The sequence below is a fragment of the Microbispora sitophila genome, assembly GCF_014892245.1.
Classification (GTDB): Bacteria; Actinomycetota; Actinomycetes; order Streptosporangiales; family Streptosporangiaceae; genus Microbispora; species Microbispora siamensis.
The window spans coordinates 203,286-219,628 of the sequence record NZ_JADBGC010000013.1 but is presented as its reverse complement, the minus strand read 5'-3'; the positions used below and the strand labels follow the sequence as shown (position 1 = coordinate 219,628).

Genomic DNA, 16,343 nt, shown 5'->3' with positions numbered 1-16,343 from the left:
TCGAGGGGCGGGGGGACAGCAAACCACATCCGCATCTGACGCGTCTTTGAAGGGCCTACCTCAGTCGAGCGACCGATTCGGGGAGCATGATGACGAAGTGCCGGCTGTGCGGCTCGACCAGTCTCGTGGGTGTGATCGACCTGGGAGCGACGCCGCCCTGCGAGCTGTTTCTCAGTGCCGAGCGACTGGCGGCGCCCGAGGTCACCTACCCGTTGCATCTCCAGGTGTGCACCGGCTGCTGGCTCGCCCAGATCCCGCCCCTCATCACACCTGAGGAGACCTTCACCGAGTACGCCTACTTCTCGTCGTACTCCACCTCCTGGGTGGAGCACGCGCGAGGGTTCGTCGCAGGCGCGATGGAACGCATCAATCCCTCTTTCGTCGTCGAGGTCGCCAGCAACGACGGCTACCTGCTGGGCCACGTGGTCGAGCGGGGGGTGCGGTGCCTGGGCATCGAGCCGTCGGCCAACGTGGGGCAGGCCGCGCGCGACAAGGGCGTGCCCACCCTGACCGCGTTCCTCACCCCGGAGACGGGCGCCGCGGTCCGCGCCGAGCACGGTCCCGCCGACCTGGTGGTGGCCAACAACGTCTACGCGCACATCCCCGACATCGTCGGGTTCACCGAGGGACTGCGCGCCCTGGTGGCCGACGACGGCTGGGTCTCGATCGAGGTGCAGCATCTGCTCACCCTCATCGAGTTGAACCAGTACGACACCATCTACCACGAGCACTTCCAGTACTACACGGTCGCGTCCGCCCAGCGGGCGCTGGCCGCCGGCGGGCTCGCCCTCGTCGACGTCGAGTTGCTTCCCACGCACGGAGGATCCATCCGGCTGTGGGCGCGCCCCTCGGGTCGTCCGAGCTCCCGGGTGGCGGACGTCATGGCCATGGAGAAGGCCGCGGGACTGCTCGAACTGTCCGGCTACACCCAGTTCGCCGATCGGGTGGCGCGCGTCAGGCGCGACCTGCTGCGCTTCCTGATCGACGCCGCCGACGCGGGCAGGACGGTCGTCGGGTACGGCGCGCCGGGCAAGGGCAACACGCTGCTGAACCACTGCGGCATCCGGCCCGACCTGCTGGCCTACACCGTCGACAGGAACCCCTACAAGCACGGCAAATTCACTCCGGGCGCCAGGATCCCCATTCTGCCCCCGGAGCGGATCGCCGCAGACCGCCCGGACTACGTGCTGGTTCTGCCGTGGAACCTGCGGGCCGAGCTCACCGAGCAGCTGTCCTATGTCCATGAATGGGGAGGAAAGCTGGTCTTCCCCATCCCAACCTTGGAGATCGTCTCGTGAAGGTCGTGCTTTTCTGCGGCGGGTACGGCACGCGGATGCGCAGCGGCACCCCCGGTGACGTCCCTAAGCCGATGCAACTCGTGGGTCCCCGTCCGCTCATCTGGCATGTGATGCGCTACTACGCCCATTTCGGACATACGGAGTTCATCCTGTGTCTCGGGTTCGGCGCCCACCACATCAAGGAATTCTTCCTGAACTATCAGGAAACCACCTCGAACGACTTCGTCTTACGCGGCGGCCGGGTCGAGCTGCTCTCGACGGACATCTCCGACTGGTCCATCTCTTTCGTGACCACGGGCATCGACTCACCGATCGGGGAGCGGCTGCGCCGGGTCCGGGATCATCTCGACGGCGACGAGATGTTCCTGGCCAACTACGCCGACGTGCTCACCGACGCCCCGCTGCCGCAGATAATCGAGCGGTTCGAGCGCGCCGACGCCGGGGCGTCCATGATGGTGGTGCCACCCGCCGAAACGTTCCACTGCATCGACATGGGCGAGGACGGCAAGGTCGGCGGCATCACCCCGGTCAGTCAGATGCCACTGTGGGTCAACGGCGGCTACTTCGTCCTGCGGCAGGAGATCTTCGACCACATCCCGGAGAACGGCGACCTGGTGGGCGACGGCTGCGTGCAGCTGGCCAAGCGAGGCCGGCTGCTCGCCTACCCCTATCGGGGATACTGGCGGCCGACCGACACGGTCAAGGAGCGCCTCGCCCTGGACGAGGCGTACTCCCGTGGAAACCGCCCGTGGGCGCTGTGGGAGCACCAATGATCGGCCTGCGCACGGCCTCGTCCGTGACCCGGGTCGCCGCGCTGGGCGCGCACTGCGACGACCTTCCGATCGGCGCCGGCGGCAGCCTGCTGACCCTCTGCTCCGCCCATCCCGGCATCCGGGTCGACGCTCTGGTGCTGTCGGGCGGCGGCACGGAACGGGAGGACGAGGAGCGCGCCGCCCTCGCCGCCTTCTGCCCGGGAGCGGATCTGCGGGTCAGGGTCCTGAAGCTGCCCGACGGCCGGCTGCCCGCGCACTGGGAGGAGGCCAAGGCGGCCGTGGAGGAACTGCGGGCGGAGACCGACCCCGACCTGATCTTCGCGCCATGGGCCGGCGACGCTCATCAGGACCATCGGGGCCTGGCCAGGCTGGTCCCGACGGCATTCCGCGACCACCTCGTGCTCGGCTACGAGATCGCCAAGTGGGACGGAGACCTCGGCAGGCCCTCGGTGTATCAGCCGCTCGACGCGGAGATCGCGGAGTCCAAGGTGAGCCTGCTCCAGCGGCACTACCCTTCCCAGCGACATCGATCATGGTTTGACCGGGAGGCCTTCCTCGGACTGGCGCGCATTCGCGGCATCGAGTGCCAGGCCCGTTACGCGGAGGCCTTTCACGTGAACAAGCTCACTCTTCGACTGGAGAACTGATGCGGGTACTGCTGACCGGGCATGTGGGCTACCTCGGGAGCGTGATGGCCCCCGTTCTGGCCGAGGCAGGACACGAGGTGGTCGGCCTCGACTCGGGACTGTTCGCCGAGTGCGTGCTCGGCCCGCTCCCGCGGGACCCCGAGGGTCTGGCGGTGGATCTGCGCGACGTGCGCCCGGAGCACCTCGCGGGCTTCGACGCGGTGATCCACCTCGCCGCCCTGTCGAACGACCCGCTCGGCGCGCTCGCACCCGAGCTGACCTACGACATCAACCATCACGCCTCGACCCGCCTGGCCCGGCTGGCCAAGGACGCCGGTGTCCGCCGGTTCCTGTACGCGTCGACCTGCTCGGTGTACGGCGCGTCGGGCGGCGACGACCTGCTCACGGAGGACGCGCCGCTGCGGCCGGTGACGCCCTACGCGGAGTCGAAGGTGCGGGTGGAGGAGGACCTGGTCGAGCTGGCGGACCCGGACTTCACGCCGGTGTTCCTGCGCAACGCCACGGCCTTCGGGTTCTCACCCCGGCTCAGGATGGACATCGTGCTCAACAACCTGGTCGGGCACGCCTTCCTGACGGGGGAGGTGCGCGTGTTGTCGGACGGCACGCCGTGGCGGCCGCTCGTCCACGTGGCCGACATCGCCGACGCGTTCGCCGCCGCCCTCGTCGCCCCACGCGAGGCCGTGCACGCGAAGGCGTTCAACGTCGGCACCGAGCTGAACAACGTGACCGTCGCCGACATCGCGCAGCACGTGATCGAGGTGGTCCCGGGCGCCACGCTGGTGATCACCGGTGAGACGGGCGCCGATCCTCGTTCCTACCGCGTCGACTTCTCCAGGATCAGGGCCGCGCTGCCCGGCTACGCCGCCCGGTGGACGGTCAAGGACGGCGCCGTCGAGTTGTACGACGCCTACCAGGCGCACGGGCTGACCGCCGAGGACTTCGCCGAGCGCTTCACCCGGCTCGCGTGGCTGTCCGGGCGGAGGGCGGCCGGCACGATCGACGAGACGCTCAGGCCATGACCGGCGAGGAGATGCACGCCCTCGTGGCGAGGCTGTATCCGCTGTGCAGGAGCATCACCGGCGACGGCGTGCGGGAGACGCTGCGCGTCGTCGGCGAGCACCTGCCGCTCCAGGTCTCGGAGGTGCCCACCGGGACGCAGGTGCTGGACTGGACGATTCCGAACGAGTGGAACATTCGTGACGCCTACATCAAGGATCCCGCAGGCCGTCGCGTCGTCGACTTCGCGGACTCCAGCCTCCACGTGGTGGGCTACAGCGTTCCGGTGTCCGCCACGCTCACTCTTGAGGAACTCCGTCCTCACCTGCACACCCTGCGGGATCAGCCGGACCTGATCCCGTACCGGACGAGCTACTACGCCGAGACCTGGGGTTTCTGCCTGAGGGCGAGCACGCTGGCGGAACTGGGGGAGGGGCCCTACGAGGTGCTGATCGACTCCACCCTGGAGCCGGGTCACCTCACCTACGCCGAGCACGTGATCCCGGGGCGGGTGCAGGACGAGGTGATCATCTCCACCCACGTGTGCCACCCGTCGCTGGCCAACGACAACCTCGCCGGCATCGCCGTGGCGGTCGCCCTCGCTCAGCGGATCAGCGATCCCTGGTACACGTACCGGTTCATCATGGCGCCCGGCACCATCGGGGCGATCACCTGGCTGGCGCGTAACCGCGTGGAACGTGTGAAGCACGGTCTCACCCTGGCCTGCGCGGGAGACCGGGGGGCATTGACGTACAAGCGCAGCAGGCGCGGGAACGCCGAGATCGACCAGGTGATGTCCCATGTGCTGCGCGGCAGACGGCACGAGATCGTCGACTTCACTCCTTACGGTTACGACGAGCGCCAGTACTGCTCGCCCGGGTTCAACCTCGGCGTCGGGTCGCTGACCCGGACGCCGTACGCCGGTTACCCGGAGTACCACACCTCAGGCGACGATCCCGGCTTCGTCGCACCCGAGGCCATGGAGGAGACGCTGGAGGTGCTCTGGGAGGCCGTCGAGATCCTGGAGCGCAACCGCAGATACCTCAACACCAGCCCGTACGGCGAGCCGCAACTGGGCCGGCGCGGTCTGTACGGATCCATCGGCGGCCGCAGTGACACGAAACAGGCGCAGATGGCGATGTTGTGGGTGCTCAACTTGTCCGATGGTGATCACAGCCTGCTGGACATCGCGGAACGGTCCACGCTGCCGTTCTCCGCTGTAGCCGCCGCCGCGCGGTCGTTGCGGGCCGCGGGATTACTGAAGGAGTAGAGGGAATGGCGCAAGCGCTCAGCCTGCGGGTGGGGGATCTCGTGGAGGTCCTCAGCGAGGAGGAGATCCTCGCCACCCTGGACGAACGCGGAGAGCTCGACGGTTTGCCTTTCATGCCGGAGATGCTCCAGTTCTGCGGTAAGCGCATGGTGGTCAAGAAGGTGGCGCACAAGCTCTGCGACACCATGACCCAGACCGGCATGCGCAGGATGGACGACGCCGTGCACCTTGAGGGAGGCAGATGCGACGGGTCCGCGCACGGAGGGTGTCAGACCTTCTGCTCCATCTACTGGAAGACCGCCTGGCTGAAGAAGGTCTCCGGCGCTTCCGCCGAACCGCGGGTTTCGCCGGGCACCCTGCTGCCGCTGCTGGTGAAGAACGCGCGCAAGGAGCCGGGCCCGGAGGGCGAGGAACGGTACTCGTGCCAGGCGACCGAGCTGCTGCGCGCGGCGCCCGTATGCCTGCCGTTTCGTGACGGCGGCCAGTACGTCGCCGACGTCAGGACCGGCAATGCGACCGTTTGGGAAACCCTGCGCACTATATTTTTCGGACTTTTCGACCGCTATCAGAACTTCAGCAGGCGTCGCCTGCCGCGTTGGCTCTGGATAAGGCAGGGGCTCACCTGGGGCTGGGTCGGTCCGGGACCCAACACGAGGACCCCGACGGGGACCCTCGACCTTCAGCCGGGCGAAATGGTGCGTATCAAGTCCAAGGCGGAGATCATCGCCACCCTCGGCTCTGACCGGAAGAACCGCGGTCTGGGCTTCGAGGAGGAGATGGCGCACTGGTGTGGCAAGACGGCCAGAGTTCTGGCGCGGGTGGAGCGTTGCCTGGACGAGAAGACCGGCCAGATGTTGCAAATGAAGAACCCTTGCATCCTTCTTGAGGGCGTCGTCTGCAAAGGCCTGTACAAATCAAACTGTCCGCGCGAGTTCGCGCCGTTCTGGCGCGAGATCTGGCTCGAACGGATTACCGAGGCGGGAATAGCGTAAGGGGTCCGCTGTGGAGCAGGAAGACGCCACCGTGACGGAGGCCCAGGCCGACGCGCGGAGCATCGGCGAGAAAGCCGGCCGCGGGTTCGGGTGGAGCCTGCTCGGCAACCTCGTGATGAAGGCGGGGTCCTTCGTCATGGGTCTGATCCTCGCCAGGTTGCTGTCGCCGGCGGACTTCGGCGTCTACGCGGTCGCCCTGGCCGCGACCTCCTTCGTGATGGTGGTCAAGGACCTGGGCATCATGGCGGCGACCATCCAGTGGCGAGGCTCGCTGGAGGAGATGTCGCCCACGGCGACCCTGCTCAACCTGATCTCCGCTACGGCGCTGTACGGGGCGTTCTGGGTGGCCGCGCCCTTCTACGCCTCGTACGCCGGGAGTCCCGAGGCCACGCCCGTCGTCCGGCTCCTCACAGCCGTCATCCTGGTCGAGGCCGTCACGGCGATCAGGAGCGCGGCGCTGCTGCGGCGGTTCCAGCAGGCGCAGAACAGCATGGCGATCCTGGCGGGGTTCGCCGTCAACGCCGCCGTCGCGATCATGCTGGCCGTCGAGGGGGCCGGGCCGTACAGCTTCGCCTGGGGACAGGTCACGCAGGCGGTGGTCACCGGCGTCATCGTGCTGCGGGTCGCGCGCATGCCGTTCAGGATCGGGTTCGACCGCGCCATCGCCGGCAGGCTGCTGCGCTTCGGCATCCCGTCGGCGGCCGGCATCGGCCTGGAAGCCGTGCTGCTCAACGTCGGCTACATCATCGTGGGCGACATCATGGGCGCCCAGCCGCTCGGCTACTACCTGCTGGCTTTCAACGTGTCGAGCTGGGTGCCCGGGCTGATCGGAACGGCGATCCGCACGGTGTCAATCGCGGGCTTCTCCCGCCTTGCGGAGCAGGAACCCGACACCCTCTCCCGGGGCGTCCAGAAGTCGGTGCCCCTGTTGTACTCCGGCGTGTTGCCCCTGGCGATCGTCATGGGGCTGCTGGCACACCCGCTCGTGGCTTTTCTCTACGGGGCGAAGTGGGACCAGGCCGCCGGCGTCCTGCGCTTCCTCGCTGTAGTGATGGTGGTGCGGATGCTGACGTCCTTGGCGCTGGACATCCTCAACGGCCAGGGCGCCACCACGCTGACCGTCTGGATCAACGTCGGATACGGCCTGGCTCTGGTGCCCGCCGTGATCATCGGCACGCACGTGGAGGGAATCCGGGGCGCGGCCGCGGGCCAGGCGGCCGCCTCGCTGTTCGTCGCCCTGCCCCTGGCCGTCCTGGGACTGCGCGCGGCCGGTGTGCGCGTGGCGCCCATCGCCCCCGCTCTTGTGCGGCCGAGCCTCGGCGGCCTCGTGTCGGCCGCCGCCGTGCTCGGCATGCTGTCCGTACTGGGCGACGCGCCCCCCTGGGTCACGTTGTGCCTGGGGGCCGCCGCGGGCCTGGTCGTCTACGTTCTCATCGTCGTTCCGGCCGACCGGCTGCGCGCCCTGCCCCGGGTGGTCCTGCGGCCCCGTCCGACATCCTGATCTGGAGTGGCAAGAATGCTGGTCTCCATTGGACTTCCCGTACGCAACGGGGCCGACCGGATAGGCGACGCCGTCCAGTCCGCGCTGAAGCAGGACCACGCCGACATCGAGCTGGTGATCTCCGACAACGCGTCGACGGACCACACGGAGGAGTACTGCAGGGAGCTGGCCAGGGCGGACAGCCGCGTCGTCTACCACCGCCAGCCGGTGAACGTGGGCGTCGTCGGCAACTTCGACGCGGTCCTGCGGCTGTCCCGGGGCACGTACTTCCGGTGGATGGGCGACGACGACCTGCTGGAGCCCAACTGCGTGTCGCGCTCGCTTGAGGTCTTCGCCGAGGACGAGCGGCTCGTCCTGGTCACCTCGGAGACCATGTACACCGGCCCGGACGGCGCGGTGATGAAGCCACCGACCTACCGCGGCACGCGGCTGCTGTCCGACGATCCCATCGACCGGTTCACCGAGATGATGGTCGTGCACACGCAGGAGCACATGCTGCTGGACCCGCTGTACGGGCTGATGCGGCGTGAGGCCGTCGCGCGCGTCCCCAGGCCCGTCATGCTGCGCGAGGACGAGGTCTTCGCCGTGATGCTGGCTCTGGCGGGTCCCTGGGGCCACGTCCCCGAGATCCTGGCGCACCGTGGACTCCGCTTCCGCAGGCTGCCCGAGATCGCCAGGGCGCTGGGGGTTCCGGGGTGGACCGTGCACTTCGCCACCACACTGCAGTTCGCCGCCGTGGTGCGTCACCTGCGCACTCTCGACCTGACTCCGGAGCAGCGCAGGCGCGCCTGGGAGGTGGTGGCCCGGACGTACGCCCGCCGACAAGGCCAGACTCTGACCCATCGGACCCGTAAGGCGGCGCGCCTGGCGCTCGCCGCAGTGCGCCGCTGACCGGCACGCCGCGATCTCTCTTATTCCGTCACGCGATTCGGTGACGTGCCGGATTCGATGACGTGCCGGTAACGGCCAAATCCGCTGTAACGGCGGCACTGAAAACGGCGAGTAACTGACGACGGAGCGTCCCGGGGCAGGGACGGGTAAAACAGAGAGACGGCATGCTATGACCTCGATTTTCTTCAACCAAGAGGTCGACGACGATCGGCGCCGACAGATGATCTTCCAGGGCGACCTTTTCGTGTATTCGGCCACACCGGCGTCGGCGGAGCTCGTGGAGTTCGCCCGCGAGCTCATCGAGAAGGCTTTCGGGACGCTCGATCCCGAGCTGGCGCAGTACGAGATGCCGGTGGAGCGATTCGCCGCGCTTTTGGCGGACCTCAAGCCGCGCTTCATTCATCACGAACGCTGCAAGAAGCTGCTTCCACGGGTGTTGGAAGAGGCCGGTTGCTCGGTATGGGACACGTATTTCGACGTGCCGCGCATGCGGACCTCCACCTCCGACGCGTATCTGACGTCGGGTATTTCCTACGCGTACCACCCGCATCGGGACTGCTGGTATTCGGCTCCCTTCAATCAGGTCAACTGGTGGATGCCGATCTATGCGGTCGTCCCCGAGAACGTGATGGCCTTCCACACCCGCTATTTCGACCAGCCGGTCGCGAACGGCAGCGACAGGTACGACTACGCCGGCTGGACGGCCGTCGAACGTCCGAGCGCCGCCACGCACATCTACAGCGACACCCGCCGGCAGCCCAAACCGGAGCAGACGATCGAACTGGAGCCGCAGGTCCGCGTCATCCCCGAACCCGGAGGCTTCGTGATGTTCTCCGGGGCGCACCTGCACTCGACCGTCCCCAACACCTCCGGCCGTACGCGCTTCAGCATCGACTTCCGTACGGTCAACATCCAGGACGTGCGAGCTCGCCGGGGGGCGCCCAACGTCGACGCCCTGTGCGTGGGCACGACGCTGCGGGACTTCCGGCGCTGCACCGACCTGGAGCAGGTCCCCGAGGAACTGGCCCTGGAGTACGAGGCGGAAGCCCTGTCACGGCGTGGCTGACTTCTCCGGCTCGTACGGCGGAGCCGGCAGGGAGGCCCTGCGGCGCGGAGGCCGCAGCCTCTCGCCGATCGCCCCGCGCAGAGCCCCCCAACTGCGGTGACGCTGAAACGGCAGCTCGAAGACCGTTGCGAAGCCCCATGCCACCAGCAGGCTGGCGGGCACGGCGAGCGCGATCATGGCGAGAAAGGCCGGCACGCCCTTCGGGACGTGCGGCGCCACCACCAGTTCGTGCAGCGTCACGACCAACGGCGCGTGTGTCAGGTAGAGGCTGTAGGAGAAAGACCCGAGGGACCGGACGGGACGGGTGTCGAGGAACGTGACCAGCGGCGCGGGCCTGCCCGCGGCCAGCGCCGCCAGGAAGAGCCCCACCGCGGGTCCGAGGGCGAGGTCCACCCAGAAGTAGTGGTTCACCGTCCACACCGAGCCCTGTGCCGCGATCAGTGCCACAACCGGCACCGCGGCCACGGCCGCCGTCCACGGTGCCGGGGCGCGCCAGTGTCCGCCCACCACCCCCGCCGCGACGGCGCCGAAGGCGAACAGCGCCGCGAACTGCGGGGTGAACCGGTCGAGCAGGGCCACGGCCGGCACTACGGGAGACAGCGCGCCGACAGCTGTCACGAGCGCCGTGACCGCGCCCGCCATGACGGCCGCGCCGAAGCGCCTGATCAACAGGAGGAGCAGCGGGAAAACCACGTACAACTGGGCCTCGATGGCGATGGACCAGAAGGCCCCGTTGGGGCTCGGCGCGCCGAAGACATCCTGGATGAGCAGCCCGTACAGCAGGACGCTCTTGGCCGTCGGAGGGCCCGCGTCCGTCTGCGGGACGACGGTCCACGCGACGATCAGGCTGTAGACCAGGGCCATCCAGTACGGCGGCAGGATGCGCCAGGCCCGCCGATGGCCGAACCTGGCCAGCCCCCCGAGCCGCCATTCATGGCGCGCCGGTCCGACGGCGAGTGAGAAGCCGGACAGCACAATGAAGACGACAACCGCGAAGTGTCCATAAAGGAGCCAACCTGCCCACAAGGGACCGTTGTCGGAGGGGAAGCCGGGAAACGACGTCAGCCAGCAATGGTGGAGCACGACGAAGAGCGCGGCGAGCCCTCTGATCCCGTCGAGGCCGGCAAGCCGGGAGTGCCCCTGCACTGGGGGTTTGGCCATAAGTTGCCCTCCTGACGTCCGCCCGGCTCACGATGGTCTATCGGAGGGGACGCTCGTCGTGTAACGCTGTAGCCCACAAGAAGACCCATCGAGCTATCGTCACGCATCAGGGTTGTCGTGTAACGATCTGTCCGTGGGCGGCGATGGAGATGTGGGGCCGCCCGGCGCCCGGGTGCGCCATGAGGGCGGGGGACGTGTATATGGAGTTATGGAAGATCCTCGGCAGCCTACTCACGCGCAAGGCCGTGGGGCCGCCGTTGATTCTGTTGTCACTGCTGGTCGCGATGGGAACGTTCTTTTTCGTCCCGGCGAGATACCAATCCAGCGCCCTGATGGTCCTGACCACGTCGGCCAGGGGCGCCACGATCGACCCGAGCAAGACCTTCGGCCTGCAGAACCCGTTGCTGGGCTTCAGCGACGGGCTGAAAACGACGGCCACCATTCTCATTCAGGCGATAAACACCCCCGAGTTGCGCCACGACGTGGGCGCGCCCAAGGACGGGCCGGTCGAACTCACGGTCGACGACGGCCGCACCGACCCCGACCTGCTGGACATCAGCGGGCCCTACATCTACGTGTCGGCCGTCGCGCCCACCGCCGACCAGGCGAGCAAGACCGTCGCCGCGGTTCAGGCACGGGTGCGCAGGGAGCTCAACGACCGGCAGGTGGCGCTGGGCGCGCCCAAGTCCACGTTCGTCTCGCTCAACGACGTGGTCCCGCTCTCCCAGCCGGAGCGGGTGACGGGCGTCCAGTGGAAGGCGGCGGGTAGCGCTTTCGCCGTGTCGCTGCTCGTCTGCTTCGGCATCGCCTACGCCGTGGCGAGGCGTCGGCGCATCACGCGGATCGAGCCGGACGACGGTCGTTTCGAACGGATGTCCGGCTGGAGCGAGGATCCCGAGGTGCTCAGCGCGGCGACGGTGCAGTGGCGGGTCCCCGCCCCTACGCAGGATCGGCCGCGCATCGGATCGCCTGTAGCCCCGCCCGGCACGGCGGTCGCCGACGCCTCCTCGTCCGCCTCGTCCACGCAGAACGACCCGCGGCCGGCGGCCGTCGACGATCCCACGCCCGCGAACGGCACGTCCGTGACCGACGCCGACGACGAGTCCGACCAGACCGTGGTCATCATCATGGATCCGATGCTCACAGCGGACAGCGCCGTGGGCGGGCGGCCTTCGGAGAACGGCTCGTCAGGGCGATCGCCCGGTAAACGCGGCGGCTGACCCGCACCGCGAATCGGCGCCCGGGTCAGCGCGACGCGGCCACCTCGGCGCACCGCCGTGCGGCGGCTTCCCTGACCTCCGCCGAGGTGTGCGAGTGCGACGAGATCATCATGCCGATGGCGTCCGGGCCGATGCGGTCGGCGAACGCCATCGCGGCCTCGTGGTCCATCGGCGTCCTGATGTAGGCGCTGTGGCAGATCTCGGGGCTGGTGGCGGGCCGCTGCTCCTCGCCGAGGAACTCGTCGGCGTACACGCCGTAGACGATGAACTCGGAGACGTGCAGCTGGGAGGTGAAGGCGTCGGCCCAGGGCAGGCCGGTGACCTCGCTGACGCGCGCCTGCATGGCCCGTACCCGCGCGGGGTCCCAGAAGACCAGCGCGTCGACGTAGTCGTTCAGTGGCGGCGGTGGCGCGGCCGGGAGCCCGAGCAGTTCGCGGGCGACCCGGTGCCAGATGACGTGCCGCTCCATTCCCGCGTGGACCGCGCACTCCTTCCTGAACAGCGTGAGCCGGCCATGCGCGGTGAAGTCGCCCACCTTGACTGGGCGGACGAACACCACGTCGGAGTCGGCGAGCAGCACCGTGTCCGCCTCCACGATGCCGGCGGCCGCTATCTTGGCCGCCTGCTGCATGACCCAGCCGCGCACCGGCGGCCACGGGCGCCGCGTATTGACCCACACCCCGCCGGGCATGCGGACATAACGGCGGGGGAGCAATTCGGAATGCGTCCAAATGCGGCAGCGCGGCCCGGCGAATTGGGTGAAGTGCGATTTGTGCGCCCAGGGCACGATGACGTGATGGACCGTGTCCTCGGAAGTGAACTGGAGAAACGAGCGGTGCAGGGCCGCGAAGAAGTCTCGGTCCGGCTTCCAGGTCGGGGTGATGACGGCCAGCTCTGGCATCGATCGTGACCTCCGGATCGAAGACGTCTATAGCGGCTGGTCAGACTTATCACGCGTTGCCGTAACAAAACCAGGGGCTCCGTGCGATAGTCAGTAGGACCGCACGGGGAGGGATCGGATGGACTTGTGGGGGACAGTCCTCGTGCTGTTCCGGAGATGGTACGTGGTGCTGCCCACCTTCGTCCTGTGTATCGGCGCGACGCTTTTCGTCTACACCCGGATTCCCGTGACCTACACCTCCCAGGGCATCATGCTGATCACGATCCCCACCACCGGGGCGAGCGTGCCCGACGATCCCAAGCTGGTCAACCCCCGATCCAATCCCCTGGTCACCTTCGACTACGGGCTCAACATGACCGCGTCGCTGCTGATTCAGGCGCTCGGCGCGCCGGAGATGGGAGAACGGCTCGGCGTGCCGCGGGGCGGCGACGTCGGTTACAAGGTCACCAACGGGAGCACCAACCCCGAACTGATGATGAGCGGTCCGTTCGTCTTCGTGGAGGCCGAGGCGCCGGACCCGAAAACAGCCACGGCACTGGTCGCCAAGGTGATGGCACAGGCCGATGTCGAACTGACCCGGCGCCAGAAGGCCGTGGGTGCGCCGCCGAAGACGTTCCTCACCATCACGCACGTCGTCGAGCCCACGACTCCTGAGGCGAAGAAGGGCAGCAGGAGCCGCGCCGCCGCCGCGGCCGTCGCCTTGAGCCTCATGGGCAGCCTCACGGCCGCCTTCGCCGTCGAAAGCTTCGTCGTCCATCGTCGCGCCCGCCGCAGGCCGACGCCGGGACCGGAGAGGCGCCCGCGCGTGCCGGCCCCGTCCGCGCGCAAGGCGGAGCAGACGGTGTGATGGCCGTCTCCACGGCAGGGGAGACGACGGCACTCGGACCACGACGTCTCCCCGAGGGCTTCCAGGCGGCCGACAGCGCGACGCTGGCCGTCGTGGCGATCGTGGCGCTGCTGTGCGTTCCCGCCCGCATGATCCTGCGCGGACTGCCTCTGTCGGTGACTCCGGCGGACGTGGTGGGCCTGGCGCTGGGGCTGTTCTGGCTGTTCGCCCAGTCCACCACCACGCTGGGCGCGGCCAAGGGACGCAACCCCGCCCGCACCGGGCTGTTCCTCTACCTCGCCGCCAGCCTGGCCGTCTACGGTCACGCCGCCTTCGGCTACCTCGAGAAGGACGAACTGAACCTGATGGACCACGCCCTGGTGGTGCTGGTCGGCGGGATCGGCCTGGGCCTCGCCGTGTGCGACGGCATAGCAAGCAGGCGACGGCTGGATCTGGTGATGCGGGGGATGGTCGTCACCGGTGTCGTGGTGTCCATCGTCGGCGGGTTCCAATCCATCCTGGAGTTCGACCTCACCGCCTACATGGCGCTGCCCTTCCTGCAGGCCAACGGCGTGGAGGGCATCACCAACGTCCTCGCGAGAGACGACCTGAACCGGGTCGCGGCCACCCTCGGGCACCCCATCGAGTTCGCCGTGGTCTCGGCCATGATCCTGCCCGTCGCCGTCCACTACGCCGTGCACGCACGGGACCGCGGCAGTTCGCCGCTGCGCTGGTGGTTCTGCACCGCCATGATCGCCATGGGACTGGTCTACTCGGTCTCGCGCACAGGCGTGATCGCGGTCGCGACGGTCGGCGTCGTCCTGATGGCGGGCTGGCCCGCGCGGCGCCGCCTTCGGGCCCTCGGCGTGGTGTTCGGGTTCCTTGTGGTGGTCCAGATCGTCATGCCGGGCGTGCTCGGGACGTTCTACCGGCTGTTCGCCGGCTTCGGCTCCGACGACAGCATCCGGTATCGCGTGCACGACTACCCCAACGCGCTGGAGGAGTTTCTCCGCCATCCGTGGCTGGGCCGCGGCCTGGCCACGTGGTACGCGCCCAAACACCAGGTCTTCGACAACCAGTACCTGCTGACGCTGGTGGAGTCGGGAATCGTCGGCGTGCTGGCGTTCCTGGCGCTGGTGGGGACGGGAGTCTACGCCGCCCAGCGAGCCAGGCACCTCACCTCGGATCCGGTGCTGCGGGACCTCGCCCTGTCCATGACGGCGCCGCTGCTGGTCCCGGTGGTCTGCTCGATCACGTTCGACCAGCTCTCCTACCCGGCGGCGACAGGCCTGATGTTCCTCCAGGCCGGTGCGGCGGGAGCCCTGCTTCGCGTCGTCCGGAAGGAGAACGCGGCGGCGGGGAAGAGCCTCAGCCCACGCACTCCAGAGGTCCGACCGTACTCGTGACGGTGTAGTCGTCATCGATGGTGACCAGCCTGTTACCCGTCCAGGTCGTCTTCGAGCAGTCGGAGTCGGAGGGGCCGTAGTCCCACGATTTGTTCACCACGGCGTTGTCGCGGACGACGGCGCCGGAGGCGGCTCTGACTCTGATGGTGTAGGTGCCGCCGATGAGCAGGTTGTCGGTGACCTGGACGCCGGTGTTGGGGTCGACGAGGAAGACCGGTGCGGTGTGCTGGGGTGCGTAGCGCTGGTCGACGGTGTTGTGGTCGAAGACGAGGGTGTGGCCGGCGCCGACGGTCTGGATGCCGTCGGAGTGGTCGCCGGGGCGTGAGCAGAGCAGGACGTAGGAGTCGCGGATGACGACGTTGTCGCCGGAGACGCTGAAGCCGTCGCTGTGGTTGCGGACGTGGACGCGGGTGGCGGTGAATTGGGCGCTCCAGATTCCGACGCTCTGGTTGCAGCCGTTTTCCGGGCCGACGGTGGAGTCGCTGATGGTGAAGGGGTAGATCTTGCCGTCGTAGTCGTTCTTCACATCGCCGTCGATCTGGCTGTTGCGTACCGTCACGTTCTGGGCGGTGATCAAAAGCGTGCCGGGGATGTGCACCCCGTCCAGCACCGTCCCGTCCTTGGTCACGCGGTAGGCGCCGTAGAAGTCGGGTTGGAGCGTCTTCAGCCGTGTGCCTTTGGGCACGCCGGTGCACGCCGGGGTGGGATAGCCGGGGCATCCGCCGGCCTGGGAGGTAGGGGTGGCGGTGTGGGACGGCCGGGCGGGTGGAGTGGTCTGCGGAGACGCGGGGGTGCAGGCCGCCACCAGCAGCGCGAGAGGGGCGGCCCTCAGGAGTAGCGATCTCATCGCGATAGACGTTCCCGAAGATCGGCCCACGTACCCGCCGACCGGTCCCTGGAGCTGATCGTGCTGACCGGCAACGGCCAGTCGATCTTCAAATCGGGGTCGTCGTAGCGCACGGCGAGATCCTCGGCCGGGTCGTGCTCCCGATCGATCCGGTAGCAGACGTCGGTCTGTTCGGTGAGCGCCTGGAAGCCGTGCAGCAACCCCGGCGGGACGTACAGGGTGTGGAACGACTCGTCGTCCAGCCGCACGGTCAGATGCTCCCCGAACGTGCGGGAGCCTGGCCGGGCGTCCACGAGCACGTCGAGTATCGCCCCGCGTGCGCAACGGACCAGCTTGGCCTCACCTCGCCCCGACCTGCCGTGCAGGCCGCGTATGGTTCCCCTGCGGGAGCGGGACTGGCTGTCCTGGACGAAGGAGTTCGGATCGAGACCGTGTTCGGCGGCGAGCCGGGCGTCGAAGGTCCGGGTGAACAGTCCGCGGTCGTCCCGATGAGGCGTGGGGACGAACAGCAGCACCCCCTCAAGCCTGGTGGGCTCCACGTGCATGTG

General features: G+C 68.3%; 16 protein-coding genes. 12 read left to right on the top strand and 4 right to left on the bottom strand.

Features of this window, described 5'->3' with window-relative positions; all coding sequences use genetic code 11:
* Nucleotides 1-89 precede the first annotated feature (89 nt).
* The 9 genes from IL992_RS24635 (at nt 90) to IL992_RS24595 (ending at nt 9,434) form a co-directional block, all read left to right on the top strand.
* A complete protein-coding gene (locus IL992_RS24635; protein ID WP_193205812.1) occupies nt 90-1,298 on the top strand; it encodes a class I SAM-dependent methyltransferase in 1,209 nt (402 codons plus the stop codon).
* Complete coding sequence (locus IL992_RS24630) at nt 1,295-2,071, top strand: sugar phosphate nucleotidyltransferase (RefSeq protein ID WP_079320543.1); 777 nt, start codon at nt 1,295-1,297, stop codon at nt 2,069-2,071. Before IL992_RS24635 ends, IL992_RS24630 begins: the two co-directional genes overlap by 4 nt.
* Entirely contained in the window at nt 2,068-2,718 is a 651-nt protein-coding gene (locus tag IL992_RS24625; RefSeq protein WP_193205729.1) for a PIG-L deacetylase family protein, read from the top strand. Before IL992_RS24630 ends, IL992_RS24625 begins: the two co-directional genes overlap by 4 nt.
* Nucleotides 2,718-3,737 (top strand): NAD-dependent epimerase/dehydratase family protein, encoded by a 1,020-nt coding sequence (locus IL992_RS24620; RefSeq protein ID WP_193205728.1) that lies wholly within the window; start codon nt 2,718-2,720, stop codon nt 3,735-3,737. Before IL992_RS24625 ends, IL992_RS24620 begins: the two co-directional genes overlap by 1 nt.
* Nucleotides 3,734-4,984, top strand: coding sequence for a DUF4910 domain-containing protein (locus tag IL992_RS24615; RefSeq protein WP_193205727.1), 1,251 nt, complete (start codon nt 3,734-3,736; stop codon nt 4,982-4,984). The genes IL992_RS24620 and IL992_RS24615 overlap by 4 nt, the downstream gene beginning before the upstream one ends.
* A gap of 5 nt (nt 4,985-4,989) precedes the next feature.
* The gene (locus tag IL992_RS24610; protein ID WP_193205726.1) at nt 4,990-5,976 is read left to right on the top strand and encodes a hypothetical protein; all 987 of its coding nucleotides are present in this window, start codon (nt 4,990-4,992) and stop codon (nt 5,974-5,976) included.
* A 10-nt stretch (nt 5,977-5,986) separates the two neighbouring features.
* Nucleotides 5,987-7,477 (top strand): oligosaccharide flippase family protein, encoded by a 1,491-nt coding sequence (locus tag IL992_RS48510; protein WP_319018796.1) that lies wholly within the window; start codon nt 5,987-5,989, stop codon nt 7,475-7,477.
* 15 nt (nt 7,478-7,492) lie between these two features.
* Nucleotides 7,493-8,368 (top strand): glycosyltransferase family 2 protein, encoded by an 876-nt coding sequence (locus IL992_RS24600; RefSeq protein ID WP_193205725.1) that lies wholly within the window; start codon nt 7,493-7,495, stop codon nt 8,366-8,368.
* A gap of 169 nt (nt 8,369-8,537) precedes the next feature.
* Nucleotides 8,538-9,434: a 2OG-Fe(II) oxygenase family protein gene (locus IL992_RS24595; RefSeq protein ID WP_193205724.1), complete on the top strand. Its 897-nt coding sequence runs from the start codon at nt 8,538-8,540 to the stop codon at nt 9,432-9,434.
* Here the strand turns inward: IL992_RS24595 and IL992_RS24590 are convergent.
* A complete protein-coding gene (locus IL992_RS24590) occupies nt 9,420-10,595 on the bottom strand; it encodes an acyltransferase family protein (protein WP_193205723.1) in 1,176 nt (391 codons plus the stop codon). The genes IL992_RS24595 and IL992_RS24590 overlap by 15 nt on opposite strands.
* 200 nt (nt 10,596-10,795) lie before the next feature.
* On the opposite strand from IL992_RS24590, the gene IL992_RS24585 reads away from it, so the two are divergent.
* Nucleotides 10,796-11,815, top strand: a complete 1,020-nt coding sequence (locus IL992_RS24585) for a hypothetical protein (protein WP_193205722.1) — start codon at nt 10,796-10,798, stop codon at nt 11,813-11,815.
* Nucleotides 11,816-11,840: 25 nt separating this feature from the next.
* Here IL992_RS24585 and IL992_RS24580 read toward each other — a convergent pair whose 3' ends face one another.
* Nucleotides 11,841-12,716 (bottom strand): DUF6492 family protein, encoded by an 876-nt coding sequence (locus tag IL992_RS24580; protein ID WP_193205721.1) that lies wholly within the window; start codon nt 12,714-12,716, stop codon nt 11,841-11,843.
* Nucleotides 12,717-12,834: 118 nt separating this feature from the next.
* Between IL992_RS24580 and IL992_RS24575 the strand changes: the two genes are divergently transcribed.
* Nucleotides 12,835-13,563 carry a hypothetical protein gene (locus tag IL992_RS24575; protein ID WP_193205720.1) on the top strand — a complete coding sequence of 243 codons (729 nt, stop codon included), beginning with the start codon at nt 12,835-12,837 and terminating at the stop codon, nt 13,561-13,563.
* The gene (locus IL992_RS24570) at nt 13,563-14,948 is read left to right on the top strand and encodes an O-antigen ligase family protein (protein WP_193205719.1); all 1,386 of its coding nucleotides are present in this window, start codon (nt 13,563-13,565) and stop codon (nt 14,946-14,948) included. Before IL992_RS24575 ends, IL992_RS24570 begins: the two co-directional genes overlap by 1 nt.
* On the opposite strand, the gene IL992_RS24565 is transcribed toward IL992_RS24570, so the two are convergent.
* Entirely contained in the window at nt 14,911-15,795 is an 885-nt protein-coding gene (locus IL992_RS24565; protein ID WP_193205718.1) for a hypothetical protein, read from the bottom strand. The two genes, IL992_RS24570 and IL992_RS24565, sit on opposite strands and share 38 nt — an antisense overlap.
* A complete protein-coding gene (locus tag IL992_RS24560) occupies nt 15,792-16,340 on the bottom strand; it encodes a dTDP-4-dehydrorhamnose 3,5-epimerase family protein (protein WP_193205717.1) in 549 nt (182 codons plus the stop codon). The genes IL992_RS24565 and IL992_RS24560 overlap by 4 nt, the downstream gene beginning before the upstream one ends.
* Between the last annotated feature and the right edge of the window lie 3 nt (nt 16,341-16,343).

What these genes read in the sequence shown, in the direction of transcription:
- IL992_RS24595 (WP_193205724.1), top strand. Translation starts at nt 8,538, where the DNA reads ATGACCTCGATTTTCTTCAACCAAGAGGTCGACGACGATCGGCGCCGA.
- IL992_RS24570 (WP_193205719.1), top strand. Translation starts at nt 13,563, where the DNA reads ATGGCCGTCTCCACGGCAGGGGAGACGACGGCACTCGGACCACGACGT.
- IL992_RS24575 (WP_193205720.1), top strand. Translation starts at nt 12,835, where the DNA reads ATGGACTTGTGGGGGACAGTCCTCGTGCTGTTCCGGAGATGGTACGTG.
- IL992_RS24580 (WP_193205721.1), bottom strand. Translation starts at nt 12,716, where the DNA reads ATGCCAGAGCTGGCCGTCATCACCCCGACCTGGAAGCCGGACCGAGAC.
- IL992_RS24620 (WP_193205728.1), top strand. Translation starts at nt 2,718, where the DNA reads ATGCGGGTACTGCTGACCGGGCATGTGGGCTACCTCGGGAGCGTGATG.
- IL992_RS24615 (WP_193205727.1), top strand. Translation starts at nt 3,734, where the DNA reads ATGACCGGCGAGGAGATGCACGCCCTCGTGGCGAGGCTGTATCCGCTG.
- IL992_RS24635 (WP_193205812.1), top strand. Translation starts at nt 90, where the DNA reads ATGACGAAGTGCCGGCTGTGCGGCTCGACCAGTCTCGTGGGTGTGATC.
- IL992_RS24625 (WP_193205729.1), top strand. Translation starts at nt 2,068, where the DNA reads ATGATCGGCCTGCGCACGGCCTCGTCCGTGACCCGGGTCGCCGCGCTG.
- IL992_RS24590 (WP_193205723.1), bottom strand. Translation starts at nt 10,595, where the DNA reads ATGGCCAAACCCCCAGTGCAGGGGCACTCCCGGCTTGCCGGCCTCGAC.
- IL992_RS24600 (WP_193205725.1), top strand. Translation starts at nt 7,493, where the DNA reads ATGCTGGTCTCCATTGGACTTCCCGTACGCAACGGGGCCGACCGGATA.
- IL992_RS24565 (WP_193205718.1), bottom strand. Translation starts at nt 15,795, where the DNA reads ATGAGATCGCTACTCCTGAGGGCCGCCCCTCTCGCGCTGCTGGTGGCG.
- IL992_RS24585 (WP_193205722.1), top strand. Translation starts at nt 10,796, where the DNA reads ATGGAGTTATGGAAGATCCTCGGCAGCCTACTCACGCGCAAGGCCGTG.
- IL992_RS24560 (WP_193205717.1), bottom strand. Translation starts at nt 16,340, where the DNA reads ATGCACGTGGAGCCCACCAGGCTTGAGGGGGTGCTGCTGTTCGTCCCC.
- IL992_RS24610 (WP_193205726.1), top strand. Translation starts at nt 4,990, where the DNA reads ATGGCGCAAGCGCTCAGCCTGCGGGTGGGGGATCTCGTGGAGGTCCTC.